This is a genomic window from Ruegeria sp. CDSB086, assembly GCF_059611065.1.
In genome coordinates this window covers 102040-129039 of sequence record NZ_JBXWOV010000009.1, presented here as the reverse complement: position 1 = coordinate 129039, position 27000 = coordinate 102040, and the positions used below count along the sequence as shown (strand labels likewise).

The following is a 27000-nucleotide window of genomic DNA, read 5'->3' as shown; positions in this document are numbered from 1 at the left end:
GCCGGTCGTCCTTCAGGGCGACGGTGCGACCTGCAAAAGCATCTGCCTGACCTTGTCTGCCTCATCGACCTTCAAACGAACCGGAAGCGTGATGACCTTGCTGCGAAACGCAGCGGGCAGGCGAACGGCGTCTTTTTCCGTGGTGACCATTTGCGCGCGCAACAAGCGGGCTTCGTTTTCAAGACGAGTCATCAAGGCGGGTGTCAGCGGCTGGTGGTCATCCAGCGCTTCGGCTCGCAGCAAGGTCGCGCCTTGTTGGCGCAAAGTGGCGAAGAACTTCTCGGGGTGTCCGATGCCTGCAAAGGCAAGAACGGGCGTATCGCTCCAATCCATGCCGGTTTGCAGCGGCTCAACCGCGCCGGTCGTATGTGGGACGGACAGTTTTTTTCCCCAACGTTCGGCAAACTCGATTTGGGAATCAGCTTCGCCAAGGGACAGCACCAGATCAGCGCGCCGTAATCCGACTTCCACCGGTTCCCTCAGGGGGCCAGCCGGCAAGCACAGCCCATTTCCAAATCCGCGCGATGCGTCCACCACAATGACCGAGAAATCCTTCGCAACCGAGGGGTTTTGAAACCCGTCGTCCAGCACGACGACTGTGGCACCCGCCGCGGCGGCTGCCTTTGCTCCAGCAGCGCGGTCTTTGGCGACCCAGACATCGGCAAAAGCCGCCAGCAACAGGGGCTCATCCCCGACCTGCGCCGCGGTATGCTTGCCGGGGTCCACGCGCACCGGTCCTTCGAGCGAGCCGCCATGGCCGCGCGTGACCACATGTGTCTCATGCCAGGCATCGCGCAATTGCTCGATTACCCAGATCACAGTCGGGGTCTTGCCGGTGCCGCCCGCGTTCAGGTTGCCAATACAAATGACAGGAATACCCGGGTTAATGCCGGGTTCCGAGGCGACCCGACGCGCCGTAGCGCCAGCATAGAGCCGCCCAAGCGGTGCCAGCATTCGAGCGCGCAGGTCCAGCCGATCTGGCGCGGTTTTCCAGAAATCAGGTGCTCGCATCGTCTGCACTCCGCTGGTCCAGGTAGTCCTGAATCATGTCGATCAGGTGATCCGCCTGAGGCGCACCTTCGGTTACGATCTGCCACCCGGCCAGTGCCATATTGGCGGCCTGATCCGGCGCCAACAGCTCGACCACTGCATCGCCCAGCTCGGTGGCGGACCTGACTGTGCGCGCGGCCCCCGCCCTGTCGAGCTGATCGTAAAGCTGTTGTTGGCTGTGCACAAATGGTCCGTGGATCAAAGCAGAGCCCAGCGCCGTGGCGATCAGCGGGTCCGCCCCCCCGGCGCCGCGTTCCAGAGAGCTGCCCATGAAGGTAACGGGCGATACCCGCTGCCAAAGACCCAGATCCTCGGGCACGGCGGAGAGGATCACCTGTGTCATATCCTCGATCGTCCCGCTTTCATCCCAGTTGGTGCAACGCAGATCCATCGCTTCAAGCCGCCGATGCAGCGGTCCGGCTTCGGCAACATCGGCCACTTGCAATACCAACGCCAAACGCGGCAGCATGCGCATTGCCTGTCTATGGGCGCTGAGGACCGAGATGAATTCTTTGTCCTGGACCCACGCCGCTAACCAGACCGGTCGGCCAGACAGCGCATGGTTCACCTCGATCAGCTCGTCCTCGGGCCATGGGCGCGGATTGGGGCTGATATGAAGGGGCGGTGCCTCTTGCACCTTGTTCGAAGCGACGCCTAGCCGCCGAATTTGACGGGCGATTTCCGGTGTCGTGCACAGGATCGTCTGAAAACAGTCAATCGTGTATCTTGTGATATCGGGTAACCAACGGCCGCCCCGTGCGATTTTCACGTCCGCCTGTGCTTCGATCAACATCAGGGGAATCCCGCGTTCCTCGGCGCGCGTGATCACGTTAGGCATCAGGCCGCCCCCGACCCATATTCCGATATCCGGACGCCAATGGTCCAGAAACGCGCGCGCAGCCCCGGTTTGTTCGGCGGGCAGGTTGACCAAAGGGTATCCGCTGCTGGCCCACCTTGTCAGATCTGCATCGGGTGGCGCGGTCAGAACCACCGACAGATTGGGGCGCGTCTGCTGCAACCGCTGGCAAAAATCAACAATAGCGCGGTGACGTTCCCACGCATTTATGTGCAACCACAGAACCTCGCCCTCGGGGCGCGCAATATCGCCGTTGCTGGCGGTATTCTGCATACCCCAGGACAGCACGCGATAGGCGGCAAGGCTTAACGAGCGTGGCTTGCTCATGGTGCGATTCCAGGGCTTTCCGGTTCGAGTTGTTCCGACAGTAGCCCATAAACACCTGAACCCGCAGCGATCACACCGTTCAGACGCGGAGTTTCATTGTTGAACCGCAGAGGCAGCCCCGCGCGGTCCGAACACCGGCCGAGGGCTTCGCGTATAATCAGATCACCGGCGGCGATGTCCCATTCCCAACTGGGCCTGAGGGTCATCATCCCGTCAAATCGTCCCTGTGCAACAAGGGCCATGCGATAGGCCAGAGATGGCCTGTAGTTCCGTTTGAACTCGGGTACCTGCCCCTGACGCCAGTGTTGCGGCTGCATGTTGGGTTTCGCGGCCAACACCTCGGCGCTTTCTAACACACCGAGTTCGCTGACCCGAATCTTTTCGGCGTTGAGCGTAGCATCCTGACCTTTTGCTGCGGCATAAAGCAGGTTTCGCAAAGGCAGGTAGATCACAGCGGCCGTCACTTCGCCCTGTTCGGCGATAGCCAATGAGTGGGCCCAGGTCCGCGAGCCTTCGGCAAAGCTGCGGGTGCCGTCGATGGGATCAATGATGAAAACACGGTCTTTCGATAGCCTGTCAGTTGAATCCTCGGTTTCCTCGCTCAACCAGCCATACCCCGGACGCGCTGCGGGCAGCATTTGCTCAAGCATCTCGTTCACGGCAAGATCAGCTTCGGTCACCGGGCCGGCCCCGTCGGGTTTATCCCAGCGTTGCGCCGTTGTCCCCGAAAACCGAGTGGCGATCTTTCCGGCCTCTAATGCGGCGTCAATCAGCAGTTGCAGGTCAGGTGCCGGCAAGTGTCATTCCTTCGATCAGGATCGATGGCACCACGCGGGACAAGTACGTACGTGCGTCATTTGCCGGAATAATCCGTTTCAGCATGTCACGCAGATTGCCAGCGATCGTACATTCGTTGACGGGATGGGTGATTTCCCCGTTTTCGACCCAAAAGCCTGATGCCCCACGTGAGTAGTCGCCGGTATTGGGGTTGATCGTCGATCCGATCATCGAGGTCACCAGCAGGCCGGTTCCCATGTCACGCAGCAGATCGTCCCGGCTGTGCGTGCCTTGGGTCAGGCTCAGGTTCCAGTTGCTGGGCGACGGGGGGCCGGACACGCCACGCGCCGCATTCCCGGTCGAGGTCATGCCCAGTTTTCGTGCGCTGGCCAAATCCAGGGTCCACCCGGTCAGTACTCCGTTTTCAACAACGGCCCTTCGCTGTGTTGGCAAACCTTCGGCGTCAAAGGGGCGAGAGCCCGAGATACGCGGGCGATGCGGGTCTTCGATCAGTGACAGGTGTTCAGGCAGGACCTGCTCTCCCAGGCTGTCCTTCAGCCATGACGCACCACGGGCAATGGCGGCGCCGTTGCTGGCGGCCAAAAGATGACCGATCAGCGAAGACGAAATCCGCTCGTCGAACAGGACAGGGAATGTGCCTGTCGCGGGTTTTTGTGCCCCAATCAGCGCAACGGCGCGTTCACCTGCCGAGCGGCCAATCTCATCAGGGCTGCGCAGGTCACTCTGGAATGTGCGGCTGTCGCCGTCGTAGTCGCGTTCCATCCCTGTGCCTTGGCCCGAGATAGCAACGCAAGAGGTCGAGCGGCTGCTGCGGGAATACCCGCCGGAAAAGCCATTTGTGGCAGCCAGATGCACGCGGTGGGTGCCATAAGCGGCCGCGGCGTCTGATACTTGGGACACGCCTTCTATGGCCAAAGCGGCAGCTTCGGCAGCCAGTGCATCCTGCAAAAGCGTATCCGCCGACGGTTCCGGCGTCGGGTCGAATTGTTCCAGCGCCGCGATATCCCAGTCTTTTGCAAGCTGGTCGGGCGTGGCCAACCCTGTAAAAGGATCTTCCGGAGCTTCGTTTGCCATGGCCACTGCACGTTGCGCCATCGCCGTCAGCGTTTCGGGGCGACTGTCCGAACTTGAGACGATCGCCTGCCGCTTGCCTAGAAACACACGCAGTCCCAGGTCGGTGCCTTCGGACCGTTCGGCGTGCTCCAGCGCGCCACCGCGGACTTCAACCGATACCGATGAGCCATCCAGAACGATGGCATCCGCCGCTTCGGCCCCGGCTTTGCGGGCCGCGTCCAGCAGATTATGGCTGATTTCTTCGGGTGTGCGGGTCATGAGGCCTCCGGTCTGTGTGCATTCGACCTAGCCTTGGACCGCCGGTCTCGCAAGGCCTGCGGCTATTTTAGGTTGAGCAAACTATTGAAATGGAATTCGCCACGATGCGCCCGGTGCCGGAGTTCGCACCACGGGCGAAGGATTGGGAAGGCAGCGGTGCCGCCTTCCCGAAGTGTTACTTGATACGCTGGCCGTTCGCCAGAATCTGACCATCCGCAGTGAATTCGATTTCCGAATTCAGCGTGTCGGGCTCGTCACCCGGTACGGCCATCAGACCCATCATCATCCGAGCGCCCATTGCATCGCTGTCCGACACCAGCCCCATCTCGATCAACTTGTCGATCAGGGCGTTGGCACCATTCAGTTTCAGCTTGGCAACGCCGGTCGGCGTGGGCATTCCGTCGAACTCTGAGACGTTGGAGTTGTCGAAGGTGAAATCGCCTTCACCGGTCAGCTTGGCTCCGACCAGAGACACCAGCAGTTCGTTGATCTTCAGCGAGTGTAATTCGCCCGGTGCTGCGTCAGATGTATCCAGGTTTTCGACTGCGGTAGGATCAAAGATGTTCAACAGAACCTTGGCGGTCCCGGTCGTGTCCAGCGCAATCGTCGCCGGGTCGCGCGGCAGTGCGCCTGCTGGGTCGAACATGCTCCACAGAATATCCGACATGGTGAAGTCGGTCAGGTTCATGGCGAACCCAAACGGTTGGATTTCCTCGGATTTCTGCACCGGAATTTCAAACTTGAACCCGGCATTCTCCATCGCGATTTCGATCGGGAAAGGCAGGTCGGCCGTCGTCACTGCGACTTTCGCGCTGTTCTGCTCGATGTCATAGGCAAGACGCTCTGCGTCGATGCTGGCGCCAAATTTGCCACCCTGAGACTCGCTTCCGACCGAGAATGCCTCGCCTTCGCTGGTGCCTGCAATCGCGTTCTGGCCGGATCCGTAGGTGAACAGCCCCGAGAACGAGAAGCCCGCCTCATAGAAGGCCTGCGGGTCCGAGATGTCGAATTCGGATGGGATAACGTTTGTGCCCTCAAACGCCAGCTGGCTCATCGAGCCGTCAACCCTAGCCGTGTCGCCGCTGTCCGGGTCCTGGAACGCCATATCATAGGTCATCCCACCCGCGGTGAACTTCTGATCAATGTCACGGTTTTCGCCGATTTTCATGACCGAGCTGCCAGCCAGATCTGTCATGTTTAAGCTGAGCGCGAGCGCATCAGCGGGCATCTTTTCGCCGTCCACATTCAGACCATCCAGCTTGATACCTATCGTGTCGGCCGAATAGTCGTAGGTCATTTCGTCGGGCGAGCCTGAAACGACCAGGTTCATTCCGGTCTCAGAATAGTTGATATCGACCGAGAATTCCTCGCCATCTCCCTGGCCGGACACGGTCATCACATAAGTGTCAGGGAAATCGATGCTGACCGTGCCGTCGCCGTTTTCCGTCAGGCTCATTTCCGGAACGACCATCTGGAAGGTTGCATCCTCTTCCGGCAGGTCCATCGAAACAGCCATGTCGGCAATCGTAGTTACATTGCCTGAAACGGTTTCGTCGCCCGAAACGGTGTACCCCATCTGACCCAGATAGGTTTTCCAATCATTCCAGACATCCTGCGAGGTCAGGTCGGCAAGTGCGCCTTGTGTGATAACGGCATATGCCAATACAGCACCGCAACTGCGGCGAAGGAAAACGGACATTACAGTACCCTTCTAGATAATTTTGCCGGCATCGTCGTGCTTGTGACGTCGGGCGTCAAGGGGCAAGGGCTGGACCCTTTCCCCCTTCGCGCGGTAAGCATTCACACAAATTCAAACCGTTGGAGGTATAGGAACCAAATGCAGGGGAAAACCGTACTGATAACTGGGGCCAGCCGCGGCATCGGAGCAGAGGCAGGGCGCCTTTTTGCCGCAGCAGGTGCGAACGTGGCGCTGCTCGCGCGTAGCCGCGATCAGATCGCCGCATTGGCAACTGCGCTGGGCGAAAACGCAATCGCACTGGAATGTGACGTCAGTGATTTTGCGCAGGTTGAACAGGCTGTGGCAGATTGCGTCGACCGCTTTGGTGGTTTGGATGTTCTGATCGGGAATGCCGGTGTTATTGACCCGATCTTCCATCTTTCGAACGCGGATGTCGCGGCCTGGGACAAGGCGATAGACATAAATCTCAAGGGTGTGTTCTACGGAATGCGCGCTGCCCTGCCCATCATGCGCGCAGCAGGTGGAGGCACCGTGCTGACCGTATCATCAGGCGCGGCCTCGAACCCGGTTGAGGCATGGAGCCACTATTGTGCCTCCAAGGCTGGTGCAAAAATGCTGACGGAATGCCTCCATCTTGAGGAATCGTTGCACGGTATCCGCGCCATGGGTCTGTCCCCGGGCACCGTGGCGACGGATATGCAGCGGGTAATCAAGACAAGCGGTATCAACGCCGTCAGCCAGTTGGATTGGAGCGATCATATTCCCGCCGATTGGCCAGCCAAAGCGCTGCTGTGGATGTGCACGTCCGATGCGGATGAATTTTTGGGATCCGAAATCTCGTTGCGGCGTGAAGATATTCGACAAAGGGTTGGGCTGACGTGATCGAACTAAACAAAGAAGACGGTTTGTGGATTGTTACGTTGAACAACCCCGGCAAAGCCAACGCGCTGACCGGGGCGATGCTGACTGAGCTGGCCGAAATTGCCGAAGCCGCCACTGAGGCACGCGCGTTGATCCTGACCGGGACGGGCAGTGTGTTCAGTGCCGGGGCGGATCTGGCTGAGGCACGCGCGGGGCTTGCAACTTCGGATGTATGGGAGCGTTTGTCGGGCGCAATCGCCGCCCTGCCATGCCTGACGGTCGCCGCGTTGAATGGAACCCTGGCTGGGGGAGCGAACGGTATGGTGCTGGCCTGCGATATTCGAATTGCAGTCCCGTCCGCCAAGTTCTTCTATCCCGTGATGAAACTGGGGTTTTTACCGCAACCGTCTGATCCCGCCCGCATGTCAGCCCTGATCGGACCATCCCGCACCAAGATGATCCTGATGGCCGGGCAAAAGATCACCGCGGATGAGGCTTATACCTTTGGTCTGGTGGACCGGGTGGTGGCACCGGATGCGCTGATGCAGACAGCGCGTGAACTGGTCGCTGATAGCACCGCCGCCGACCCCAAGATCGCTGCCGGTATTGCCGGGCTGTGCGGATGAGGCTGTCTGGCTTGCGACTACGCGTCGCCGATCCTGAACAACTGGGCAAATTCTATACGGATGTCCTTGGGATGCCGGTTCAGGCCCAGGGGGTGAGCCTGCGCATCGGCTATCCGGGGCAGGACGCCGATTTGCTGCTGATGCCTGGCGGCGGCGGATACACCCATGACACAGGACAACGCTATTGGAAGATCGGCATCACCGTTCCGGATGTCGATCTGGCGGCCGCTTTCCTGCGCGAAAAGGGAATTGAGGTTTCGGACCCGAAGCAGTTTCTGAACATCGGGTATATGTGCCATCTCAAAGACCCAGAAGGGTTCGTGATCGAGCTGCTTCAGCATGATTTCGAAGGCAACCGGCCGCTAAACGCAGCAGATCCGAGCGATCCGTTTGCGCAGGCTTGTATCGGCCAGATCACCCTGCGCACCGGAAATATAGAAGCCGAGGATGAATTCTGCCGGGGCAAGGGCATGCGCCTGCTTTCGATGCAGGACATTGGGCAATACGGCTTTGATCTGCATTTTTACGCGTTCACCGACGAGGCTCCGCCAAATCCAGACCCTTGGTCAGTAGGAAATCGCGAATGGCTGTGGAAACGCCCCTACACAACGTTGGAGTTCCAACACGTCAAAGGCGTCAGGTTTGCCAATGTACCCGATTATCGCGGGTTGGAGTTTCAGGGGCTTGCCGCGCCGACGCGGGACGCGTTTGGCGACCCGGTTAATCCCGGCTGATCAACGACCTCGACGCTTGCCCGGAACTTTCGAGCGAAAGCCGGGCGGGCGTTTGCGAACCCAATTCAGGAATTTCTCCAACCTCGGATGGGCGCGCAGGGCCTCGACGCTGTTGAATTCACGGGCCAATTCCGCCTCGGTCAGGGTCGCATGCACCTCTTTATGGCAGATCTGGTGCAGCAGGACGGTGGGTCCGCCCTTGCCCCCTTTGAGTTTTGGGATCAGATGGTGCAGGCTTCCGCCCCCGTCCGGGATCGGGCGGTTGCAGAGCGGGCAGGTCGGATCGCGGTTCGTCATGACGAGGGTAAGGTTGCGTCAGGTGGCGCGAAAGGCAAGAGGGCAGGGATGGCAAAGGCACTGGTGATCGGCGGCGGACCCGCAGGCCTGATGGTGGCCGAGGAAATGGCCAAAGCCGGGCATTCTGTTGTTGTGGCCGAGGCCAAGCCTTCGGTGGCGCGAAAATTCCTGATGGCCGGGAAGTCCGGGCTGAATTTGACCAAGGACGAGCCGCTTGAGACTTTGCTGGGATCCTATGGTGAGGCTGCGACCTGGTTGCGACCAATGATTGCCGAATTTGATGCCTCGGACGTGCAAACATGGGCGCAAGGGTTGGGGCAAGAGCTGTTCACAGGCTCGACCGGGCGGGTGTTTCCGACATCGATGAAGGCCTCTCCGCTGTTGCGGGCGTGGCTGGCACGGCTGGCAGAGGCTGGCGTTCAGGTCAGAACACGCTGGCGGTGGTTTGGTTGGGACGGTGCCCAAGCCGTATTCGACACGGATGATGGCAGGCAGAAGCTATTCCCCGATGTGACCGTTCTTGCGCTGGGCGGGGCAAGCTGGTCGCGGTTGGGATCAGACGGCGCATGGGCATCGGTGCTGACGGGTAAAGGCGTGCCCCTCACACCTTTCGCACCCGCAAACTCAGCCATTTCCGTGGAATGGAGCCCCCATATGCAGCCGCATTTTGGCGCGGCTTTGAAATCGGTGCGATGGAGGGCCGGAGAGTTGGAAAGTCGCGGCGAGGCTGCGGTTTCGGCGAAAGGGTTGGAAGGGGGTGGATTGTACTCACTGACCCCGGCCTTGCGTGACAGAGCACCGCTTTTTGTCGATTTGGTTCCGGATTTGGATGCCGATACGTTGCGAAGTCGTTTTGCGTCAAAGAAATCGAAAACGACCTTTTCGCAGTGGCTGAAGAAATCTCTGCACCTGTCTCCGCAAAAGGTCGCCCTGTTTCATGAAATGTCCAAGCGCGATGGCCAGTTTCCATCGCTAGACGTAAGCGTGATCAAGCATCTGCAGATCAGACACTCGGGCCTGCGCCCGATGGACGAGGCCATCTCCACAGCAGGAGGTGTGCCACGTTCGGCGCTTAATGAGGGGCTCATGCTTACTGCATGTCCCGGAGTGTTTTGCGCGGGCGAGATGCTGGATTGGGAGGCCCCGACCGGGGGGTACCTTCTGACAGCCTGCCTAGCGACCGGCCGTTGGGCTGGGCGTTCGGCGGCATATTGGTTGGATCAAAGCGGTTAGCGGGTCCGCGCCAGCATCGCCAAACGGATCATGGCACGTTCGACCAATGCCATGGCCGGTGCCGTTTGCCCGGCCGAGCGCAGCGACAGGTCCGTATCTGTCAGAACCGTCAACGCAGTTTGCAATTTTGGCGCACCCCACCCTTGGGCCTGACGCAGAATGCGGTCGCGCCGTTTCCCATAAACCGGGGGGCGCAGCTTTCCGATGCCCTGTGCTGCTCCGCCCGGATCGGATGCGCAGGCGTACAAAGTGCGGAAGTGCCTTGTCGCGCCGATGCACAGGCTGACCGCATTGGTTCCCTGTGATTGCAAACGTCGGATCAGCGGGCCGATTTCACCCGCGCGACCATCGGCAACCACGTTCAGCACATCATCCAGTGCGGCCTCGGTCGAGCGGGGCGCGCAGGCTTCGACGTCTTCAATGGTCAGCTCGGAACTGTCACCGCGCTTGTAAAGCGACAGTTTCTCAATCGTTTGGGTAAAGTCACCGGGGCTTATACCGGTTGCCAGCTCAGCAATCGCGGCCATCGAATCGCGCGGGATGTTTTGCAAACCGGCCTCAGAAAGTATTCGTTCGACTTCGGCCCGGGATGGTGGGTCGTCATAGATACCTACCGCATAGGCCGAGCGGTGCGATTCGAACGCTTTGCGAATCTTGGAGCTGGCCTTGAGCTGCCCGGCGGTGACGATGATCTGGGCATCGCCAGCCACCCAATCTTCCAGCGCGGCAAGGATTGCTGGGGCGGCCGTGTCGGTTGTGTCTTCGACGAATACAGCGCGTGGCCCGGGAAAGAACCCGACCGCCTTGACCGCGTCCAGCAACAAGGCCGGATCGCCACGCAGATCGCTTCCGGGCAGGCGGGTCAACCGCATCTCTTCTTCTGCATTGGCGCCCAGCAGAGCGGCCAAAACCTGTTGCCGCTTTAGCGCCACGCGCATCGCATCCGCACCGTAGATCAACAGCCCGGCCTTGTCCGCGTCGGGTCTCGAGAAATATCCCTCGGCCTCGCGCGGGCTCAGCTTCATACGGACAGGCCCGGCGTGGCGTACAGCCGACTGATGATCTGATCGGACAGAATCACCATCAGGCGCTGCGTTGCATCCCGCTCATCAGCCAGGGTGGATACGGTGGAACCGGCAGCCGAATACCCCACGAAGTCCGTCACCGAGCCCGACGCAAGAACTTGCCCCGTCGCTTTCGATCTAAGCGAATAGTTGGCGGTCCCGTTGATGATAAGACGGTTGGTTTCGTTCGTTGAGGTGATCGATGCCGCCACCGTCTGGGTCACGACGGAAACGTCCAGACTGTATTCACTGCCGGATGTTGCGCTACGGCCTAGCTTTTGTTCCAGATCTTCGACCAGAAGAAAGCTGGTGACCGTGTTTGGTGCCGACACTTCTACGCGGCCAAAAAGGGCCGAGCCCGATCCGCCCGGAGCGTACACAGGTTCAAACCCGCAGGCGGCAAGGGCCAAGGGCATCAGCAACAAGGTTCTGCGGTTAAACGACGACATTCACAATCCGGCCCGGTACAACGATTACTTTCTTGGGTGTGGCGCCATCTAGCGCCTTTTGCACAGCTTCGGTGCTCAGCGCGACTTTTTCAACCTCGTCCTTGGGCATATCTTTGGCCACGCTGATTTCCGCGCGGCGCTTGCCGTTGATCTGGATCGGCAGGGTGACGGTGTCGTCCACCAGCATAGCTGCATCCGCAACCGGCCATGATGCCGTGGCAACCAGCCCTTCGCCACCCAGCAGCTGCCAAAGCTCCTCGGACAGGTGCGGGGTCATCGGCGACATCAGCTGTGCCAGCGTTTTGGCGGCCTCGCGTTTGGCTGCGGTGCCCGCCTTGGATTTGGCCAGGGTGTTGGTGAAAGCATAAAGCTTGGCGATTGAGGCGTTGAAGCCGAAAGATTCGACTCCGCCTGTGACGTCATGGATGGCTTTGTGCATCTCGCGCAGCAGGGTTTCATCCTCGGCATTGGCCGGAACATCCGATTCGGCGATTTCCGAGGCGATCCGATGCACACGGCTGAGGTGCTTGAACGCAGCCTCGGCCCCGGATGCGGTCCATTCCACATCCCGTTCAGGCGGCGAATCGGACAGGACGAACCAACGCGCAGTATCCGCGCCGAAGGCCGAGATGATGCTGACCGGGTCGACTACGTTTTTCTTTGATTTCGACATCTTGGCCGAGGGGATAATCTCAACCTCGGTGCCGTCGGCCAGTTTTCCGTCGGTCACATCTTCGGGCAGGTGATAAACCGGACGGCCATTGGCGTCGCGTGTCTGATAGATCTCATGCGTGACCATGCCCTGCGTGAACAACGCATTGAACGGCTCGATGGCTTTCTTAGGCAGGTGACCCGTGATGTTCATCGCCCGCGCGAAGAAGCGCGAATAGAGCAGGTGCAGAATCGCGTGCTCGATACCGCCGATATACTGGTCGACATTCATCCAGTATTCGGCCTCGGCCAGATCGGTGGGTGTGTCAGCGCGTGGCGCGGTGAAACGGGCGAAATACCACGACGAATCGACAAACGTATCCATCGTATCCGTTTCACGTTTGGCAGGCGCGCCGCAAGACGGGCAAGGGGTGTCACGCCAATTGGCATGGCGGTCCAGCGGGTTGCCGGGGATCGAGAAGTCGATGGGTTTGCCGTTGCCATCGTCGTAAGGCAATTCGATCGGCAGATTCTCTTTCTTCTCGGGCACGGTGCCACATTTGTCGCAATGCACGACCGGAATCGGGCAACCCCAATAGCGTTGACGGCTGAGCCCCCAATCGCGTAGGCGATATTTGGTGACGCCTTCACCCCAACCTGCTTTTTCCGCGAAATCGACGGTGGCGTTGATCGCCTCATCCCCCGTGGCCTCGGTCAGGCCTGCGAAGTGGTCCACCCAGCGGACTTTTTCAGTTTTCGGCGGCACAAAAGCGATCTTGTCGACCGTCGTATTGTCACCCAGTGCAAAGAAGGTGTCGATGACCGGCAGGCCATACTTGCGGCAGAAATCAAGGTCGCGCTGGTCATGCGCGGGGCAGGCAAAGATCGCGCCAGTTCCGTAATCCATCAGGATGAAGTTGGCGATCCAGACCGGCAGTTCCCAGTTCGGGTCCAGCGGGTGACGCACGCGAATGCCGGTGTCGCAACCCAGCTTTTCGGCCGTCTCGATGGCCTCTTCCGTGGTGCCACCCTTGCGGCATTCGGCAACAAACTCAGCAACTTCGGGGTTTTCGGCCTCAAGCTGCTTGGCAATCGGGTGATCCGGCGAAATACCAACAAAGGACGCGCCCAACAGCGTATCGGGCCGAGTCGTATAGACGGTGATGGGCTCACCACCATCAGTACGTTCGAAGCCAAATTGCAGGCCGCGCGACTTGCCGATCCAGTTTTCCTGCATCAGCCGCACTTTGGCAGGCCAGTTCTCCAGCGTATCAAGCGCATCCAGCAATTCTTCGGAATAGTCCGAGATTTTGAAGAACCACTGTGTCAGCTCGCGCCGTTCTACCAGTGCGCCTGAGCGCCAGCCACGTCCATTTTCCACCTGTTCATTGGCCAGAACGGTCATGTCGACCGGGTCCCAGTTCACCACGGCGTTCTTGCGGTAAACCAACCCAGTATCGAGCATATCGAGGAACAGAGCCTGCTGCTGGCCATAATATTCGGGGTCACAGGTGGCGAATTCGCGGGACCAGTCAATCGACAGGCCCAGTGGCTTCATCTGTCCGCGCATGTCGGCGATGTTGCTATAGGTCCAGTCTTTCGGGTGGCCGCCAATGGCCATGGCGGCGTTCTCTGCGGGCATCCCGAAGGCATCCCAGCCCATCGGGTGCAGCACGTTATGCCCCGTCGCGAGCTTGTGACGCGCAATGACGTCGCCCATCGTATAGTTGCGCACATGCCCCATATGGATTCGCCCTGACGGGTAGGGGAACATCTCAAGCACATAATATTTCGGCTTGTCCGCCTTATGGTCGGCGGTGAAGATCCCGGCCTTGTCCCAGGCCTCTTGCCATTTTGCTTCGATTTCGGTGGCCGAGTAGCGCGACATTGTGCGGTCCTTCGTGAATGAAAACGCCGGGCGTGAACCCGGCGTGGTAATATTGTGATTTTCAGCGGGTGGCTAGAGTTTGTTGTCCGCAATGCGCAACTGGCGTGCGCGATTCAGGATCGCATCCTCGACCGCCCGGGCCGTTGCAGCGCTGACCGGAGCGCCTCCGCTGCTTTGCAGTGCTACCGAAAGGGACCGCGCCGCCAGGGCCGGGTCACTTATATGCACGGTCGCGCGATAAGAGCGTCCGCCACCAGGAGGCGTGCCGTAACCTGTTACGATCACGCCGGTAAATGGATCAACTTCCTGAATTGGGAGGAAATTCAGCACATCCAGTGAGGCCGCCCACAAATACCGGTTCACATTGACGATCTGTTCAGCATTCCCGCGGTTGAACACGTCCCAGATTGTCGTGCGTTCTGGATCGTTCAGCTCTCGTTCTTCCGTGCGTGTGCTATCTGTATACAGCAACGCGGGATTCGGAGCCGCACTCTGATTCTGTCCGCAGGCCGACACGGCAGCAGTCATTATGATCAAACCGAAAATCGTCTGCAGGCGCATTGTCGACTGGTCCTGTTTCACTTGGTCTACTTTATTACGTGTTACTCCTAGACAAGGTCCAGTTCAGCAACAACCCTATTCTTGTTACTCATGTCAGTGTGGACGGCAGATTAGCCCCCGATTATCGACTGTGGCATCCTTGCACCAATTTGGGGCCAATGCACCCTTCACATTTAAGGCAAGCTTGCGTGAAGGGGGTAATTCGAGCGAAACGGTTCCCGTGCTGAGACATGTGCTGAGGCATGTGTCGAGTAGAAAAACTTTTGAAACCGAGGGAAACAAGATGAAAAAAGTTCTCTTCGCATCGACCGCTCTGATCGCAACCGCAAGTGTTGCAGCGGCCGACGTTAAATTCAGCGGCTATGGCCGTTTTGGTATTGGCTACTACGAAGATCGTACCGGTACTGTTAACAACTTCACCACAGATGCAAACGGCGACATCATCGCTGATGGCACCTCGACCGTCGAAACCGACAGCACCATCCTGGTCTCGCGTTTCCGTCTGAACATCGACGGCACCGCAGAAACCGATGGCGGCGTTGAGTTCTCGGCTCGTGTTCGTCTGCAGGCTGACGAAAACGCCGGCAACGGTGAGCAGAACAGCGCTGGCCTGAACGGCGCACGCTTCTCGGTCATCTACGGTGGTCTGCGTGTTGACGCCGGCAACGTTGCGGGTTCCTTCGACAACCTGGCAAACTACTACGGTAACGAGCCTGGCCTGGAAGCCTTCATCGGTCAGTACTCGGGCGTTGACTATAGCTTCCTGGCTTACTCGTCGACCGGTTCGGGTTCGAACGCTGTGTTCTTCCAGTACGCAGTTGGCGATTTCGCATTCGGCGCGTCATATGACCAAGCAACTATTGCTTTTGACGGTGTTGCGCAGGACGCAGACCGCTGGGACATCAGCGCAACTTACAACTTCAACAACATCACCGCTGCACTGGCCTATGGTCAGACCAAGGCGAACGTGAACAGCGCGAGCGAAAAGCAGTCGCTGACCGTTCTGACCCTGGGTGCAGAATTCGGTGACTTCTCGGGTACTCTGTTTGTAGCTGACGATGACGTTGTAAACGACGATCGCAACGGCACCGCATACGGTCTGTCGCTGGCCTACAACCTGGGCGCGGCAACCACTCTGACCGCTGCTTACGGTGACGGTTCGGCGGACGACGACCTGCAGCAGTATGGTATCGGCGTTAAGTACGACCTGGGCGGCGGTGCATCGCTGCGCGGTGGTCTCGGCCAAGAGAAGCGCGGCGACGGCGACAGCCGTGTACGTGCCGACTTCGGTGCTCAGTTCAACTTCTAAGTTGAGCTAAACCACAAAGTTTAAGGGCAGGTCTTCGGACCTGCCCTTTTCTTTTGCGCGGACTTGGTGTTTTCCTGCCCCAAAGCAGAGAGAGGAAATCCATGTCGCTGCACGACATCACTGCCCGCATCGCCAAGGCCGAATCCGCCGCCGGACGACTTGCGGGTTCGACAAAGCTGATCGCGGTTTCAAAGGTCCAGCCGAATGAACGTGTTGAGGCTGTGCTGAGCCAAGGCCACCGCTGTTTTGGGGAAAACCGCGTGCAGGAAGCGGCCGAAAAGTGGCCGGGCTTTAAGGAGCAATTCTCAGGGATAGACCTGCATCTGATCGGACCGCTGCAAACCAACAAGGCCCGGCAGGCAATTGAACTGTTCAACGCGATTCACTCGGTGGATCGGCCCAAGCTTGCCAAAACGCTGGCACGGTTGGCGCAAGAGGTTGGCCACTGCCCGGATCTGTTCATTCAGGTCAATACCGGAGAAGAAGAGCAAAAAGCAGGGATCATGCCGGTTGATGCGGACGCCTTCATCGCCGAGTGCCGCGAACTGGATTTGCCGGTTCAGGGTCTGATGGCAATCCCGCCGGTTGAAGAGGAACCCTCGCTGCATTTTGCGTTGCTGGCCAAGATCGCCGAACGCAACGGTTTAGAAGGGCTCTCGATGGGGATGAGCGGTGACTTCGAGCAGGCGATCGCGTTGGGGGCCACCCATGTGCGCGTGGGGTCCGCGATCTTTGGCGAGAGGGTCAAACCTGCGGGATAATCAGACGCGTTCCGGGGGAAATTCTACGCGCGATCCAATGCAGATGGTCGCGGCGAAAAGCGACACAGCCTTCGGTCGGGTAGCCGGGGCGTCTCCACTGGTGAAGGAAAATGGCTGATCCCCGGCCTGACACAGAGTTCGGCCAGTTCCAGTCGGTGATCAGAACAAGATCGTACAGGGGGTCCGCGCGCCGCAGCTTTTCGTGGCTGGGGGCATAGGGCGCGCTGACCATCTGATTGTACTGGCTGTCCGCGCTGTCATCAGACCAAAGATCGCCGGGGCCTATTGGGATGGCCCATGAGGACGGAGCTGCAATTCTATCTGGTCGAAACAGCATACCGACTATGTGATGCACACCGATTGGCGTTGCCCCATCGCCTTCGTGCTTGTCATCCGTCAGGCCGCCTTTTCCGATCGAACAAGGAAAGAGGCGCCCGGCAAACCTTATGCCCCGTGGCGTAAGAACCAGATCGTCCGGGGTCACAGCAAATGGCCTGATTTCGCTGCCTTGGTGGCCAGATACCCCCGGTTGTGGGCTGTTTCACCCACTTTCAGCGGTACTCTTTCGGTCACCGCGATGCCTGTCTTTTCCATCATCGCGATTTTCGCCGGGTTGTTTGTCAGCAACCGAACCGACGAAAAACCAAGTTCTTTCAGAATGTCCGAGCCTAGTCGGAAATCACGTTCATCGTCTTCGAACCCCAATCGGTGATTGGCCTCGACCGTGTCAAAACCCTGATCCTGTAGGAAATAGGCCCGCATTTTGTTGGCAAGGCCGATGCCGCGTCCTTCTTGATTGAGGTACAGCAACACGCCTGCGCCCTCGGACCCCATCTGGGCAAGCGCACCACGCAGCTGCGGCCCGCAATCGCATTTCAAGCTGCCCATCAAGTCGCCTGTGAAACAGGCCGAATGCAAACGGGCCAGCACAGGTTTGCTTCGGTCCGGACGCCCAATTTCCACGGCATAATGCTCTTCTCCGCCATCTTCGGGGCGGAAAACGTGCAGCCGACCGGCCTCGGACACTTCCATCGGCAGGCGCGCGGCGGCAATCGCGTGCAGGGTGCTTCGATCTGCCAGATGCGGCGCAGCGCGGGTATGGTCGATGCAGGTCAGGCCATGTGCCACCGCAAAATCGCGACCGTCATCAATTGGAACCACCACGGCGGCCGGCAAGAGGCGTGCGGACTTCGTCAAAGCGATGGCAATTCGGTGCAGGTTTGCGCTACCCTGACGCTCGGACATCAGAGGGCCTTTCATCGGGGTATTTAGATCATCCGAGGGATCGGCGACCGCCTGAACCCATGCGATGTCGGTGTCCGATGGGATGATTACCCGTGCGAGGTCGCCATCATAGGCGCGTGCCTTCAGCGTTTCTGCGCGTCTTACGGTGATCGCGACCACAGGCTGACCTTCGAAGTTCCGAAGGTCGGCCAGCCGTTGTGCGCTTAATGTCTCGGACGCTATCGCTATGACGCTGAACCCGCTGTCATCAGTCAATACGACGGGAACGCCCATACGCAGATCCGCGCGGGCCCGTGCCAGCAATTCCGAGATATCGGGGATAAGACTCATCTATGTTACCCTATAACGTGTTGGTCTTCGTCTAACCCGAACAGAAGAAAAAGTGAAACAATTCCTCTGCGTCAGACACGAGGGCGTGAGACCATTGCAGTAAATCTTGTTGATTGCATCTTCCGCACGCAAATGGTGGAAAAGGCTTAGGAGGACCGGACATGGCTCAGCTCAAGAAAATCCTGCTGGTGGATGACGATGAAGATCTGCGCGAGGCGCTCAGCGAGCAACTCGTGATGACCGAGGATTTCGACGTGTTCGAAGCGGCAGACGGTCAATCCGCCATGGAGCGCGCACGCGAGGCGATTTACGATCTGGTCATTCTGGACGTCGGTCTGCCGGATACGGACGGTCGTGAGCTGTGCCGTCTGATGCGCAAACAAGGCGTCAAAAGCCCGATCCTGATGCTGACCGGCCATGACAGCGACGCAGATACCATTCTGGGTTTGGATGCCGGTGCCAATGATTACGTCTCTAAGCCGTTCAAATTTCCGGTCCTACTGGCCCGTATCCGCGCGCAGTTGCGCCAGCATGAACAATCCGAAGACGCGGTCTTTGTGCTGGGGCCGTATACCTTTAAGCCGGCGATGAAGATGTTGATCACCGAAGAGGATCGCAAGATCCGCCTGACCGAGAAAGAAACCAACATTCTCAAGTTCCTGTACCGCTCGGCAGATGGCGTGGTCGCCCGCGACGTTCTGCTGCACGAGGTCTGGGGCTATAACGCCGGTGTCACCACACATACGCTGGAAACCCACATCTATCGTCTGCGCCAAAAGATCGAACCCGACCCATCGAACGCGCGCCTTTTGGTCACAGAATCGGGCGGATATCGCTTGGTCTCGTAACTCCGGGTGGATTGACGTGGATCAAAGTGATACTCTGGATGTGTAATTAGAGTACTCCCAACCCGCGCATGTCCGGGTTATGACATGCACCTCCCTGTTGGACTGCCGGGCCTTATGGCCCGGCCTTTTTTGTTGGGCTGGGGATGGATGCCGGCTTTGAGCCCAAAGTGCTCAATCCCGAGCATAGTTCCAATGTCGGCTTTAGTTATCTCTGCTTGCCAAAACTCACACCGATAGCTTTGGTTCGAAGGTCGTTAGAAAGTCCTGCTAGCCACACTGGGAAAGTGACCCCCGTGACCCGGAAATGGGCCAAAGTTTCGCCCGAATGCTGACACAAGCTGTCAACGATTTGGTTCTGGGCCGAAACTCTATGATTCTGAAACGCTTCTTTCGCTACCTCCTTTCCGCAGTAGTCGCGTCTACCGCCGTGGCAATTCTCATCGCGGTGGTTTGGATTGGCTATTTTGCGTATTTGGTGTTTACCGCTCCGACGCACAGTGAGAGGGTCGAGGCTGAGCGGGCAGAGAAACTCCGCACGAAAGCCGAGGAATGGACAGACTTCTGCACGCAGTACGACTGCGATGACGTACCTGAAGGATACATCGTCAAGAACATCGGGCAGGAGACCCTAAGCCTAATCCACTATGCCCAGCCGTTTCCGGGAGACACCTGTCGGTTAACGACTGATAGCTTTGATGAAACCGAATACTTGGACGGTAAGGTGCTCCGTGGGGCAGCCTTGGATCGTCGCGCGACCTCCTATTTTGTCCGTTGTGCAGAACCCACCATGCCCTTTACCAGATGGGAAGATTACATTATTTTCTACAGAGGGCAGTTTGGGTCTGAAGAACCTAACCGCAATAACGTCTTTCTTGAAGTTTTGGGCCCGGCGCGGTTTTGGAAGGGTGACTCCAAACCCACCTATGCCTCGCTGCGCGCGTTCTTGCGTCCCGCTTCGCAAGATTTCGATATTATTGACCACAGCTCACTTGAGAGCCAGCGCCGTGTTTACTTGTCAAAATCCCGTATGTTTCAGGGCCGTTATGTCGTGCTGTTCTGTAATGACAGGTGCGACATGCAAACCGTCAGCTTTGCGGAGGATGAAGGCTTGAATACGCTCCATTTCAAACAGCTGATTCAATTCTCTTTGCGTGGTTGGGATTGCAGCGCCTTCACCAATGGCGCGTTCACCGAACTATGGAAGTGTGGCCCCCCGATGGAGGATCACCTCGACTCCATGGCGAACTACATTCGCTTTCTAGATCAGGCTGTAGACGCGGCGCGCCGCCGACCGCTTCCGAAGTTGCAATAGGGTGTTTGCATTTCGATCCACTGGATAGGATCGTTTGAACAACCCTAAAATGTGTTACCTTCACGAGCGGTCGTTCATTTTCTTCGAGCGAACGACAGCATTGTCCGCATAACTGCTTTTGGGCCTCTTTTCCAATGGCACCCCACTCCAACCCACGCTAACCTCCGCCCAACCGCGACAGAGGAATCCCCCATGCCCTTTACTCTTGCCACCTGGAACATCAACTCGGTCCGCCTGCGCGAGCCTATCGTGCTGAAATTACTGCAGGAAGAGGCTCCCGATGTATTGTGTTTGCAGGAGTGCAAGTCGCCGGTTGAGAAGATCCCAACCGACGGATTTGCCGAACTGGGGTACACCCACATGGTTGCGAGGGGCCAGAAGGGGTATAACGGCGTCGCCATCCTTTCGCGCCTGCCGATGGAAGAAGTCGGTGACAAGGATTTTGCAGGTCTCGGCCACGCGCGCCACATCGCTGGGCGATTGGAAAACGGTGTCACCATTCACAACTTCTATGTCCCGGCCGGTGGCGACATCCCAGACCGAGAAAAGAACGAGAAGTTTGGGCAGAAGCTCGACTACCTCACAGATATGCGCGACTGGTTCCATGCCGAAAAGCCCGAAAAGTCCATTCTGGTTGGCGATCTGAATATCGCCCCGCGCGAGGATGACGTCTGGTCGCATAAGCAACTTCTCAAGGTTGTCTCACACACGCCGATCGAGGTTGAGGCGCTGGCCGAAACGCAGGACGCAGGCGGATGGGTGGACATTACCCGTCAGGACATCCCCGACGGGCAGCTATACAGTTGGTGGTCCTACCGGGCCCGCGATTGGGACGCAGCCGACAAGGGGCGGCGTCTGGACCATGTCTGGGCCACGCAGGATATCTCGAACGCGGGGCACTCCAGCCGCGTTCTGCGCGATGCGCGAGGGTGGGAAAAACCCAGCGACCACGCACCAGTCTTTGCGACATTCGACCTTTGACCCTGCAACTCTCCCCTTGGTTTCTGCCCTTTGCAGTTGCATATAGGGGCCAAATTCGAACGAAAGAGTGAATGCCATGGACCTTCTGAACGCCGCAGCCGGACCCGATACCGCCGATCTGATCAAGGACGGATCCGAGGCCACCTTTATGGCCGATGTCGTCGAGGCCTCGCAGGAAACCCCCGTCATCGTGGATTTTTGGGCGCCCTGGTGTGGCCCGTGCAAAACCCTTGGCCCATTGCTGGAAGAGGCCGTGACAGCCGCCAAAGGCGCGGTGAAGATGGTCAAGATCAACGTGGATGAGGCGCAGATGATCGCCTCGCAAATGCGCGTTCAGTCGATCCCGACAGTGTACGCGTTCTACAAAGGCCAGCCGGTCGATGGGTTTCAGGGTGCCGTTCCAGGGTCCGAGATCAAGGCGTTTGTGGACCGAGTGATTGAGGCCGCCGGTGGTGAAAGCCCCGGCGGTCAGTTGGATGACGCAGTTCTGGCCGCTGAAGAAATGCTAGCCGAAGGTGCAGCCGTCGACGCCGCGCAGACCTTTTCCGCCATTCTGGGGGAAGACCCGAACCACGCTGCAGCCTATGGCGGCCTGGTACGTGCCCATATTGCAGCCGGTGATCTGGAGCAAGCCGAGGCCATTTTGAATGGCGCACCCGCAGAGATTTCAACCTCGGCCGAGGTTGAAGCAGCCCATGCCCAGCTTGAGCTGGCGAAACAAGCGGCTGATGCAGGTCCCGTGGGTGAGCTGAAAGCAGCGGTCGAGGCAGATGCCGACAACCATCAGGCGCGGTTCGATCTTGCACAGGCGCTGCACGCCAGTGGTGAAGTTGAAGAGGCTGTTACGCAATTGTTGGAACTGTTCCGCCGCGACCGCGAGTGGGATGACGGTGCCGCAAAGGCGCAACTGTTCACCATTTTTGACGCGCTGAAGCCCAATGATCCGATTGTTCTGAACGGGCGGCGCAAGCTCAGCTCGATGATATTTGCCTAATTCCTGATCAGGGCTACACTCGGGTACATGATGCATCCCGCTGATCTGCCGGAGACGGTATCCGTTTTCCCATTGCCCGGGGCGCTTTTGCTGCCCCGGTCTCGCTTGCCGCTACATATTTTTGAGCCGCGTTACCTGCAAATGCTGGACGACGCGCTGAAAACGCCTGAACGCTTGATCGGCATGGCCCAGCCGAACCCCTGTCAGTCCAACGAAAGCAAGCTGCACCAAATCGGTTGTGCCGGACGTGTGACACAGTTTTCTGAAACCGAAGATGGTCGCTACCTGATTACATTGTCCGGCATCTCGCGATTTCGGATCAAGTCCGAGCTGGATGCGTTTACGCCTTATCGCCGTTGTGCTGTTTCATGGGACGGGTTTGACCGCGATCTTGGCAAGGCCGAGGCGGACAATGCGTTCGATCGGTTGCGATTTTTGGATCTGCTTGAACGGTTTTTTTCCTCGCGCCAGCTGTCGACCGACTGGGACACGTTGAAGGATGCCGATGACGAGCTGCTAGTGAATTCTCTGTCGATGCTGCTGGATTTCGATCCCGAAGAGAAACAGGCGCTGCTTGAGGCACCTTGCCTTCGCACGCGCCGCGAGACATTGGTGACATTGATTGAATTCGCCATGCGCGGCGGATCGAGCGAGGAAAAACTGCAATGACCGAACCTGAACACCCATTTGATCGCCACATGCTTGAGGCGCTGATCTGTCCGCAGACGCACACTACTTTGCACTACGACGCCGAAAAGCAGGAACTGGTGTCCAAAGCTGCCAATCTAGCCTTTCCGATCCGCAACGGTATCCCGGTGATGCTGGTGGATGAAGCCCGGCACCTTGACTAAATCGCGCGCCCTTGCAGAAGTTTTGGCAGATCTCCGGTCAGCCCGGCGGCCTCACGGACAAAGCCGCGACGTAGTCCGGGGATCGAGCCGACGATCTCCATCCCGATGTCGCGCCCGAAGCGCAGAATCGGGTTGTCGTTCGAAAACAGCTTGTTGAACACATCGGTCGCCATGGCCAGCGCCGCCGTGTCGAACCGTCTCCATTCCTGGTAACGTTCCAAAACCAATACCGAACTGATATCTTCGCCACGCCGTCCGGCCAGTGTCAGAACTTCCGCCAAGGCACCCACGTCCCGAAGACCTGCGTTCAAACCCTGACCTGCAATTGGATGCATGCCGTGGGCGGCGTCCCCGACCAAAGCCATGCGGTCACCGATAAAGGAATTGGCGATCGTCAGGTTTAGCGGATAGGTGAATCGGTCGCCCTGAAGGCGGATGTCACCCAGAAAATCACCAAAGCGCGGGCGCAATACCTGCAGATAGTCCGCCTCGGGCATGGCGTTGATGCGTTTGGCCATTTCGGAGCGTTCGCTCCAGACGATCGAGCTGCGATTGCCGGTCAGCGGCAGAATCGCCAAGGGGCCGGGGGGCATGAAGAACTGATGCGCCACGCCGTTATGGGGCAGGTCATGCTCAATGGCACAGACCAGCGCGGTCTGGCCGTAGTCCCAACCGGTGCGCTTGATCCCAGCACGCGCGGCGGTGCCACTGCGGCGCCCGTCACAGCCAACCAACAATCCGCCGGTCAGGGTCGTGCCATCATCCAGCGTCAGCGCTACGCCGGTATCATCAGAGGCCTGCGCGACAACGGTTTTGCCGCTGATCTGCGTGATGCTGCCCTGTTCGGCCATGGCATCCAGAAAAGCGCGGCGCAGGTGGCGGTCTTCGACCATGTAACCCATCGGGCCTTCTTCTATCTCGGCATGGTCAAAATGCAGGAAAAACGGGGATGGACCAGCGCCGGAATGGCCATCAGTGACCTTGATCTCAAGCATGGGCTGGGCACGGTCTGCCACCTTGTCCCAGACGCCAACCGCATCCAACAACCGCTGCGAGGCTAGCGCCAGCGCATAGGCGCGCCCGTCAAAAGCCGCGTTTTTCCGTGCTTTTTCGGCCAATGCGTCGATGACGGTGACAGAATGCCCCGTCTGGGCCAGTGCCAGTGCCAGGGCCGGGCCGTTCAGGCCGCCGCCTACGATCAGGATATCCGAGTTGTGTTCCATGGCCTGCAATATGCGCGCCCTTTCGGGATTGTCCATGTGCGGTCCTGTCGCTACCTTCCCTAAAAGTGCTTTTTTTCCAAGGGGGCAGGGATGCAGGACTGGCTGACCATGGCGGCGTGTGATCTGGGTCGGGGTATCGGCATGGGACAGATCGATCCGGTTGAATTGACCGAGACCTATCTGGCCGCTATCGACGCGCATCCGCACCGTGACAGGATCTATGCCCGCGTTACGCATGATCGTGCACGAGCTGAGGCACAGGCTGCGCAGGAGCGCGCCAATCTGGGCCTGCGGCGGTCCCTGTTGGATGGTGTGCCGATCAGCTGGAAAGATCTGTTCGACACCGCCGGCACCGCGACTGAGGCAGGCTCGGCCTTGCTGAAAGGCCGGGTGCCCGAAATGGACGCGGTCGTTGTGCGTAACGCCACCGCCATGGGCACGGTCTGTCTGGGTAAGACGCATATGAGCGAGCTGGCTTTCTCAGGCCTTGGCCTGAACCCGATCACTGGCACACCCCCATGCATTGACGACGAAGACGCTGTATCCGGAGGCTCTTCTTCCGGCGCGGCGGCATCGGTGGCCTGGGGGCTTGCCGCCTGTGGGATCGGTTCAGATACGGGCGGGTCAGTGCGCATTCCAGCGGCCTGGAACAATCTGGTCGGGCTGAAAACCACCGCCGGGCGCGTCAGCCTTGAGGGTACAGTGCCCTTGTGTCTGCGGTTCGACACTATTGGTCCACTGACCCGCTCAGTCGAGGACACGGCTCAGATGCTGGCCTTGCTCGAGGGGCGCTCTCCACTGGATCTTCGCGGTGCCAGCCTGAAAGGCCGCCGCTTTGCCAATCTTCAGACTGTGGCGCAGGACGACCTGAGGGATGAACCGCGTAAGGCCTTTGAGGATGGGTTGCAAAGACTCACCGAGGCAGGCGCCGAGATCGTTCCGCTGGACGTCCCCGAGCTGCACGACGCCATGGCGCTGTCCGGCATTCTGTACACGACCGAAGCTTATGGGTTGTGGCGCGATGTGATCGAGGCCAACCCTGACGCCATGTATCCCGAGATACTGGAACGGTTTCGGTCGGGTCAAAACGCGACCGGAGCCGATTACATCGCGGCCTGGTCCAGGCTGAAAGCCTGTCGGGCGGCATGGGATGCCGCCACATCCGGGTTTGATGCAGTGCTTGCGCCGACAGCGCCCATTTTGCCGCCGAATCTGGATCGGTTGATGAATGACCATGACTACTATGTCACGGAAAATCTGTTGGCGCTGCGCAACACCCGTATTGGCAATCTGATGGGACTTGCTGCACTGACACTGCCGACCGGAATACCCGGCTGTGGCGTGATGATGATGGGATATCCGGGCTCGGAAGAGGCCCTGCTAAGGCTGGGATCAGCGGCCGAGACGGCGTTGGCCTGAATGCCACAATCCCCTGATTCGCCACCTCTTTGTCTGGACGAAACCGGGTGCGATCTGTAGTCTGCCTGTAAAACGGGGCGAAATGATCCCGGTATTGAGGCAGTAGTTATGAATTTCCCCGAACGGTTTTCGGACCTACCGGAATATGCATTCCCGCGTCTGCGCACCCTGTTGGATCATCACCAGCCGGGTGGCGAAGTGATTCACATGACCATTGGCGCGCCTATGCATGATTTTCCGGCGTGGGTCACCGATGTGATCACAGAAAACGCGGCCGGGTTTAAAGGATACCCTCCAAACGAAGGGTCGCCCGAGTTGCGGTCGGCGATTACTGACTGGATTGATCGCCGCTATGGCGTTTCGATGGACCCTGACACCAACGTGATGGCGTTGAATGGCACGCGCGAAGGATTGTACAACGCCGCGATGGCGCTGTGCCCCGAGCAGAAAAACGGTGAAAAGCCCGTCATACTGTGCCCGAATCCATTCTACCAGGTCTATATGGTGGCCTCACTGTCGGTTCGTGCCGAGCCTGTATTCGTATCCGCAACTGCCGCCACAGGTCACTTGCCGAACTATTCGGGGCTACCAAAGGACGTTCTGAACCGCACCGTAGCGGCCTATATCTGTTCTCCCGCCAATCCGCAGGGCGCAGTCGCCTCGCGCGACTATTGGGTCGAACTGATCCAACTGGCCGAAACCTATGATTTCCGCATCTTCGCGGATGAATGTTATTCCGAAATTTACCGCGACACGGCACCAACCGGTGTGCTGACCGCCGCGCAGGAACTTGGGGCCGATCCGGAGCGGATCACCTTGTTCAATTCACTGTCGAAGCGGTCCAATCTGGCTGGTCTGCGCTCGGGCCTGATCGCCGGTGGTCCCGAGACCATCAAGAGGGTCAAGCAGTTACGCAACTACGCAGGTGCGCCTTTACCGCTACCTTTGCAGGCTGCCGCCGCAAAAGTTTGGGCAGATGAGGTGCATGTTGTAGAGAACCGCGCGCTGTATCAGGAAAAATACACGATCGCGGATGAGGTTTTCGCGGGCGTGCAGGGCTATATGGCGCCTGAAGCCGGGTTTTTCCTATGGCTGCCAGTCGAAAATGGCGAGGAAACCACATTAAGGCTGTGGCAGGAAACCGGTGTTCGGGTGCTGCCTGGTGCATATCTTTCTCAAGGTGATCCGGGGCAAAACCCGGGCGAACAATTTATCCGGGTCGCAATGGTGGCCCCAAAAACAGAGTTGCGGCAGGGGCTGATTACGCTCCGTGACTGCATCTATTCGTGAGGTACGAGGGC

General features: G+C 58.8%; 27 protein-coding genes. 14 read left to right on the top strand and 13 right to left on the bottom strand.

The features are described 5' to 3' along the window. Positions 1–12 precede the first annotated feature (12 nt). From lpxK to AC2FIO_RS18210, 5 genes are all read right to left on the bottom strand, one after another. The gene (gene lpxK, locus AC2FIO_RS18230) at positions 13–1011 is read right to left on the bottom strand and encodes a tetraacyldisaccharide 4'-kinase (RefSeq protein ID WP_496699423.1); all 999 of its coding nucleotides are present in this window, start codon (positions 1009–1011) and stop codon (positions 13–15) included. Then, positions 998–2233, bottom strand: coding sequence for a 3-deoxy-D-manno-octulosonic acid transferase (locus AC2FIO_RS18225; protein WP_496699421.1), 1236 nt, complete (start codon positions 2231–2233; stop codon positions 998–1000). Before AC2FIO_RS18225 ends, lpxK begins: the two co-directional genes overlap by 14 nt. Further along, positions 2230–3030 (bottom strand): 3'(2'),5'-bisphosphate nucleotidase CysQ, encoded by an 801-nt coding sequence (locus AC2FIO_RS18220; protein WP_496699419.1) that lies wholly within the window; start codon positions 3028–3030, stop codon positions 2230–2232. Before AC2FIO_RS18220 ends, AC2FIO_RS18225 begins: the two co-directional genes overlap by 4 nt. Then, the gene (locus AC2FIO_RS18215; protein ID WP_496699417.1) at positions 3017–4363 is read right to left on the bottom strand and encodes a TldD/PmbA family protein; all 1347 of its coding nucleotides are present in this window, start codon (positions 4361–4363) and stop codon (positions 3017–3019) included. Before AC2FIO_RS18215 ends, AC2FIO_RS18220 begins: the two co-directional genes overlap by 14 nt. 175 nt (positions 4364–4538) lie before the next feature. Further along, positions 4539–6062 (bottom strand): DUF2125 domain-containing protein, encoded by a 1524-nt coding sequence (locus AC2FIO_RS18210; protein ID WP_496699415.1) that lies wholly within the window; start codon positions 6060–6062, stop codon positions 4539–4541. A 138-nt stretch (positions 6063–6200) separates the two neighbouring features. Between AC2FIO_RS18210 and AC2FIO_RS18205 the strand changes: the two genes are divergently transcribed. The 3 genes from AC2FIO_RS18205 to AC2FIO_RS18195 are packed head-to-tail and all read left to right on the top strand — an operon-like array spanning position 6201 to position 8283. Then, the gene (locus AC2FIO_RS18205) at positions 6201–6944 is read left to right on the top strand and encodes an SDR family oxidoreductase (RefSeq protein WP_496699413.1); all 744 of its coding nucleotides are present in this window, start codon (positions 6201–6203) and stop codon (positions 6942–6944) included. Then, positions 6941–7549 (top strand): enoyl-CoA hydratase/isomerase family protein, encoded by a 609-nt coding sequence (locus tag AC2FIO_RS18200; protein WP_496699411.1) that lies wholly within the window; start codon positions 6941–6943, stop codon positions 7547–7549. Before AC2FIO_RS18205 ends, AC2FIO_RS18200 begins: the two co-directional genes overlap by 4 nt. Beyond that, positions 7546–8283 carry a VOC family protein gene (locus tag AC2FIO_RS18195; protein ID WP_496699409.1) on the top strand — a complete coding sequence of 246 codons (738 nt, stop codon included), beginning with the start codon at positions 7546–7548 and terminating at the stop codon, positions 8281–8283. The genes AC2FIO_RS18200 and AC2FIO_RS18195 overlap by 4 nt, the downstream gene beginning before the upstream one ends. Here the strand turns inward: AC2FIO_RS18195 and AC2FIO_RS18190 are convergent, their stop codons facing one another. After that, positions 8284–8580, bottom strand: a complete 297-nt coding sequence (locus AC2FIO_RS18190) for an HNH endonuclease (RefSeq protein WP_282120326.1) — start codon at positions 8578–8580, stop codon at positions 8284–8286. Positions 8581–8628: 48 nt separating this feature from the next. Between AC2FIO_RS18190 and AC2FIO_RS18185 the strand changes: the two genes are divergently transcribed. Then, positions 8629–9813 carry a TIGR03862 family flavoprotein gene (locus AC2FIO_RS18185; RefSeq protein WP_282120325.1) on the top strand — a complete coding sequence of 395 codons (1185 nt, stop codon included), beginning with the start codon at positions 8629–8631 and terminating at the stop codon, positions 9811–9813. On the opposite strand, the gene holA is transcribed toward AC2FIO_RS18185, so the two are convergent. From holA to AC2FIO_RS18165, 4 genes are all read right to left on the bottom strand, one after another. After that, the gene (gene holA / locus AC2FIO_RS18180; RefSeq protein ID WP_496699406.1) at positions 9810–10838 is read right to left on the bottom strand and encodes a DNA polymerase III subunit delta; all 1029 of its coding nucleotides are present in this window, start codon (positions 10836–10838) and stop codon (positions 9810–9812) included. The genes AC2FIO_RS18185 and holA overlap by 4 nt on opposite strands. Beyond that, the gene (gene lptE, locus AC2FIO_RS18175; RefSeq protein WP_496699404.1) at positions 10835–11326 is read right to left on the bottom strand and encodes an LPS assembly lipoprotein LptE; all 492 of its coding nucleotides are present in this window, start codon (positions 11324–11326) and stop codon (positions 10835–10837) included. The genes holA and lptE overlap by 4 nt, the downstream gene beginning before the upstream one ends. Beyond that, on the bottom strand, positions 11313–13865 hold the full coding sequence (gene leuS, locus AC2FIO_RS18170; protein WP_496699402.1) for a leucine--tRNA ligase: 2553 nt from the start codon (positions 13863–13865) through the stop codon (positions 11313–11315). The genes lptE and leuS overlap by 14 nt, the downstream gene beginning before the upstream one ends. A gap of 72 nt (positions 13866–13937) precedes the next feature. Then, complete coding sequence (locus tag AC2FIO_RS18165) at positions 13938–14426, bottom strand: DUF3576 domain-containing protein (RefSeq protein ID WP_108861114.1); 489 nt, start codon at positions 14424–14426, stop codon at positions 13938–13940. A 283-nt stretch (positions 14427–14709) separates the two neighbouring features. Here AC2FIO_RS18165 and AC2FIO_RS18160 point away from each other — a divergent pair, with 283 nt between their 5' ends. Continuing rightward, complete coding sequence (locus AC2FIO_RS18160) at positions 14710–15735, top strand: porin (protein WP_282120321.1); 1026 nt, start codon at positions 14710–14712, stop codon at positions 15733–15735. Positions 15736–15836: 101 nt separating this feature from the next. Next, positions 15837–16496 (top strand): YggS family pyridoxal phosphate-dependent enzyme, encoded by a 660-nt coding sequence (locus tag AC2FIO_RS18155; RefSeq protein WP_109310663.1) that lies wholly within the window; start codon positions 15837–15839, stop codon positions 16494–16496. On the opposite strand, the gene AC2FIO_RS18150 is transcribed toward AC2FIO_RS18155, so the two are convergent. Then, the gene (locus AC2FIO_RS18150) at positions 16480–16980 is read right to left on the bottom strand and encodes a L,D-transpeptidase family protein (protein WP_282120320.1); all 501 of its coding nucleotides are present in this window, start codon (positions 16978–16980) and stop codon (positions 16480–16482) included. The genes AC2FIO_RS18155 and AC2FIO_RS18150 overlap by 17 nt on opposite strands. Then, entirely contained in the window at positions 16977–18071 is a 1095-nt protein-coding gene (gene ribA, locus AC2FIO_RS18145) for a GTP cyclohydrolase II (protein WP_282170497.1), read from the bottom strand. Before ribA ends, AC2FIO_RS18150 begins: the two co-directional genes overlap by 4 nt. Positions 18072–18232: 161 nt before the next feature. On the opposite strand from ribA, the gene AC2FIO_RS18140 reads away from it, so the two are divergent. The 6 genes from AC2FIO_RS18140 to AC2FIO_RS18115 all read left to right on the top strand — a co-directional run bounded on the left by AC2FIO_RS18140 (position 18233) and on the right by AC2FIO_RS18115 (position 23057). Continuing rightward, positions 18233–18919, top strand: a complete 687-nt coding sequence (locus AC2FIO_RS18140; RefSeq protein WP_058272567.1) for a response regulator transcription factor — start codon at positions 18233–18235, stop codon at positions 18917–18919. Between the two features lie 370 nt (positions 18920–19289). Further along, a complete protein-coding gene (locus AC2FIO_RS18135) occupies positions 19290–20231 on the top strand; it encodes a hypothetical protein (protein WP_496699398.1) in 942 nt (313 codons plus the stop codon). A gap of 192 nt (positions 20232–20423) precedes the next feature. Next, entirely contained in the window at positions 20424–21212 is a 789-nt protein-coding gene (locus AC2FIO_RS18130; RefSeq protein WP_282152973.1) for an exodeoxyribonuclease III, read from the top strand. A gap of 76 nt (positions 21213–21288) precedes the next feature. Further along, a complete protein-coding gene (trxA, locus tag AC2FIO_RS18125; protein WP_282170495.1) occupies positions 21289–22206 on the top strand; it encodes a thioredoxin in 918 nt (305 codons plus the stop codon). Positions 22207–22233: 27 nt separating this feature from the next. Further along, a complete protein-coding gene (locus AC2FIO_RS18120; protein WP_282170494.1) occupies positions 22234–22875 on the top strand; it encodes an LON peptidase substrate-binding domain-containing protein in 642 nt (213 codons plus the stop codon). Then, entirely contained in the window at positions 22872–23057 is a 186-nt protein-coding gene (locus tag AC2FIO_RS18115) for a Trm112 family protein (protein ID WP_282170493.1), read from the top strand. Before AC2FIO_RS18120 ends, AC2FIO_RS18115 begins: the two co-directional genes overlap by 4 nt. On the opposite strand, the gene AC2FIO_RS18110 is transcribed toward AC2FIO_RS18115, so the two are convergent. Continuing rightward, positions 23054–24316 carry an FAD-dependent monooxygenase gene (locus tag AC2FIO_RS18110; protein WP_496699395.1) on the bottom strand — a complete coding sequence of 421 codons (1263 nt, stop codon included), beginning with the start codon at positions 24314–24316 and terminating at the stop codon, positions 23054–23056. The genes AC2FIO_RS18115 and AC2FIO_RS18110 overlap by 4 nt on opposite strands. 54 nt (positions 24317–24370) lie before the next feature. On the opposite strand from AC2FIO_RS18110, the gene AC2FIO_RS18105 reads away from it, so the two are divergent. Both AC2FIO_RS18105 and AC2FIO_RS18100 read left to right on the top strand, forming a co-directional pair. After that, entirely contained in the window at positions 24371–25699 is a 1329-nt protein-coding gene (locus AC2FIO_RS18105) for an amidase (RefSeq protein WP_496699393.1), read from the top strand. Positions 25700–25807: 108 nt separating this feature from the next. Further along, positions 25808–26989 (top strand): aminotransferase class I/II-fold pyridoxal phosphate-dependent enzyme, encoded by a 1182-nt coding sequence (locus tag AC2FIO_RS18100; protein WP_496699391.1) that lies wholly within the window; start codon positions 25808–25810, stop codon positions 26987–26989. Positions 26990–27000: the final 11 nt, after the last annotated feature.

Coding starts and splice junctions, on each gene's coding strand:
- AC2FIO_RS18205 (WP_496699413.1), top strand. CDS start 6,201: ATGCAGGGGAAAACCGTACTGATAACTGGGGCCAGCCGCGGCATCGGA.
- holA (WP_496699406.1), bottom strand. CDS start 10,838: ATGAAGCTGAGCCCGCGCGAGGCCGAGGGATATTTCTCGAGACCCGAC.
- AC2FIO_RS18195 (WP_496699409.1), top strand. CDS start 7,546: ATGAGGCTGTCTGGCTTGCGACTACGCGTCGCCGATCCTGAACAACTG.
- AC2FIO_RS18155 (WP_109310663.1), top strand. CDS start 15,837: ATGTCGCTGCACGACATCACTGCCCGCATCGCCAAGGCCGAATCCGCC.
- AC2FIO_RS18190 (WP_282120326.1), bottom strand. CDS start 8,580: ATGACGAACCGCGATCCGACCTGCCCGCTCTGCAACCGCCCGATCCCG.
- AC2FIO_RS18105 (WP_496699393.1), top strand. CDS start 24,371: ATGCAGGACTGGCTGACCATGGCGGCGTGTGATCTGGGTCGGGGTATC.
- trxA (WP_282170495.1), top strand. CDS start 21,289: ATGGACCTTCTGAACGCCGCAGCCGGACCCGATACCGCCGATCTGATC.
- lptE (WP_496699404.1), bottom strand. CDS start 11,326: ATGTCGTCGTTTAACCGCAGAACCTTGTTGCTGATGCCCTTGGCCCTT.
- AC2FIO_RS18160 (WP_282120321.1), top strand. CDS start 14,710: ATGAAAAAAGTTCTCTTCGCATCGACCGCTCTGATCGCAACCGCAAGT.
- AC2FIO_RS18165 (WP_108861114.1), bottom strand. CDS start 14,426: ATGCGCCTGCAGACGATTTTCGGTTTGATCATAATGACTGCTGCCGTG.
- AC2FIO_RS18100 (WP_496699391.1), top strand. CDS start 25,808: ATGAATTTCCCCGAACGGTTTTCGGACCTACCGGAATATGCATTCCCG.
- AC2FIO_RS18110 (WP_496699395.1), bottom strand. CDS start 24,316: ATGGACAATCCCGAAAGGGCGCGCATATTGCAGGCCATGGAACACAAC.
- AC2FIO_RS18215 (WP_496699417.1), bottom strand. CDS start 4,363: ATGACCCGCACACCCGAAGAAATCAGCCATAATCTGCTGGACGCGGCC.
- ribA (WP_282170497.1), bottom strand. CDS start 18,071: ATGAGTCTTATCCCCGATATCTCGGAATTGCTGGCACGGGCCCGCGCG.
- AC2FIO_RS18115 (WP_282170493.1), top strand. CDS start 22,872: ATGACCGAACCTGAACACCCATTTGATCGCCACATGCTTGAGGCGCTG.
- AC2FIO_RS18135 (WP_496699398.1), top strand. CDS start 19,290: ATGATTCTGAAACGCTTCTTTCGCTACCTCCTTTCCGCAGTAGTCGCG.
- leuS (WP_496699402.1), bottom strand. CDS start 13,865: ATGTCGCGCTACTCGGCCACCGAAATCGAAGCAAAATGGCAAGAGGCC.
- AC2FIO_RS18130 (WP_282152973.1), top strand. CDS start 20,424: ATGCCCTTTACTCTTGCCACCTGGAACATCAACTCGGTCCGCCTGCGC.
- AC2FIO_RS18210 (WP_496699415.1), bottom strand. CDS start 6,062: ATGTCCGTTTTCCTTCGCCGCAGTTGCGGTGCTGTATTGGCATATGCC.
- AC2FIO_RS18120 (WP_282170494.1), top strand. CDS start 22,234: ATGATGCATCCCGCTGATCTGCCGGAGACGGTATCCGTTTTCCCATTG.
- lpxK (WP_496699423.1), bottom strand. CDS start 1,011: ATGCGAGCACCTGATTTCTGGAAAACCGCGCCAGATCGGCTGGACCTG.
- AC2FIO_RS18185 (WP_282120325.1), top strand. CDS start 8,629: ATGGCAAAGGCACTGGTGATCGGCGGCGGACCCGCAGGCCTGATGGTG.
- AC2FIO_RS18225 (WP_496699421.1), bottom strand. CDS start 2,233: ATGAGCAAGCCACGCTCGTTAAGCCTTGCCGCCTATCGCGTGCTGTCC.
- AC2FIO_RS18140 (WP_058272567.1), top strand. CDS start 18,233: ATGGCTCAGCTCAAGAAAATCCTGCTGGTGGATGACGATGAAGATCTG.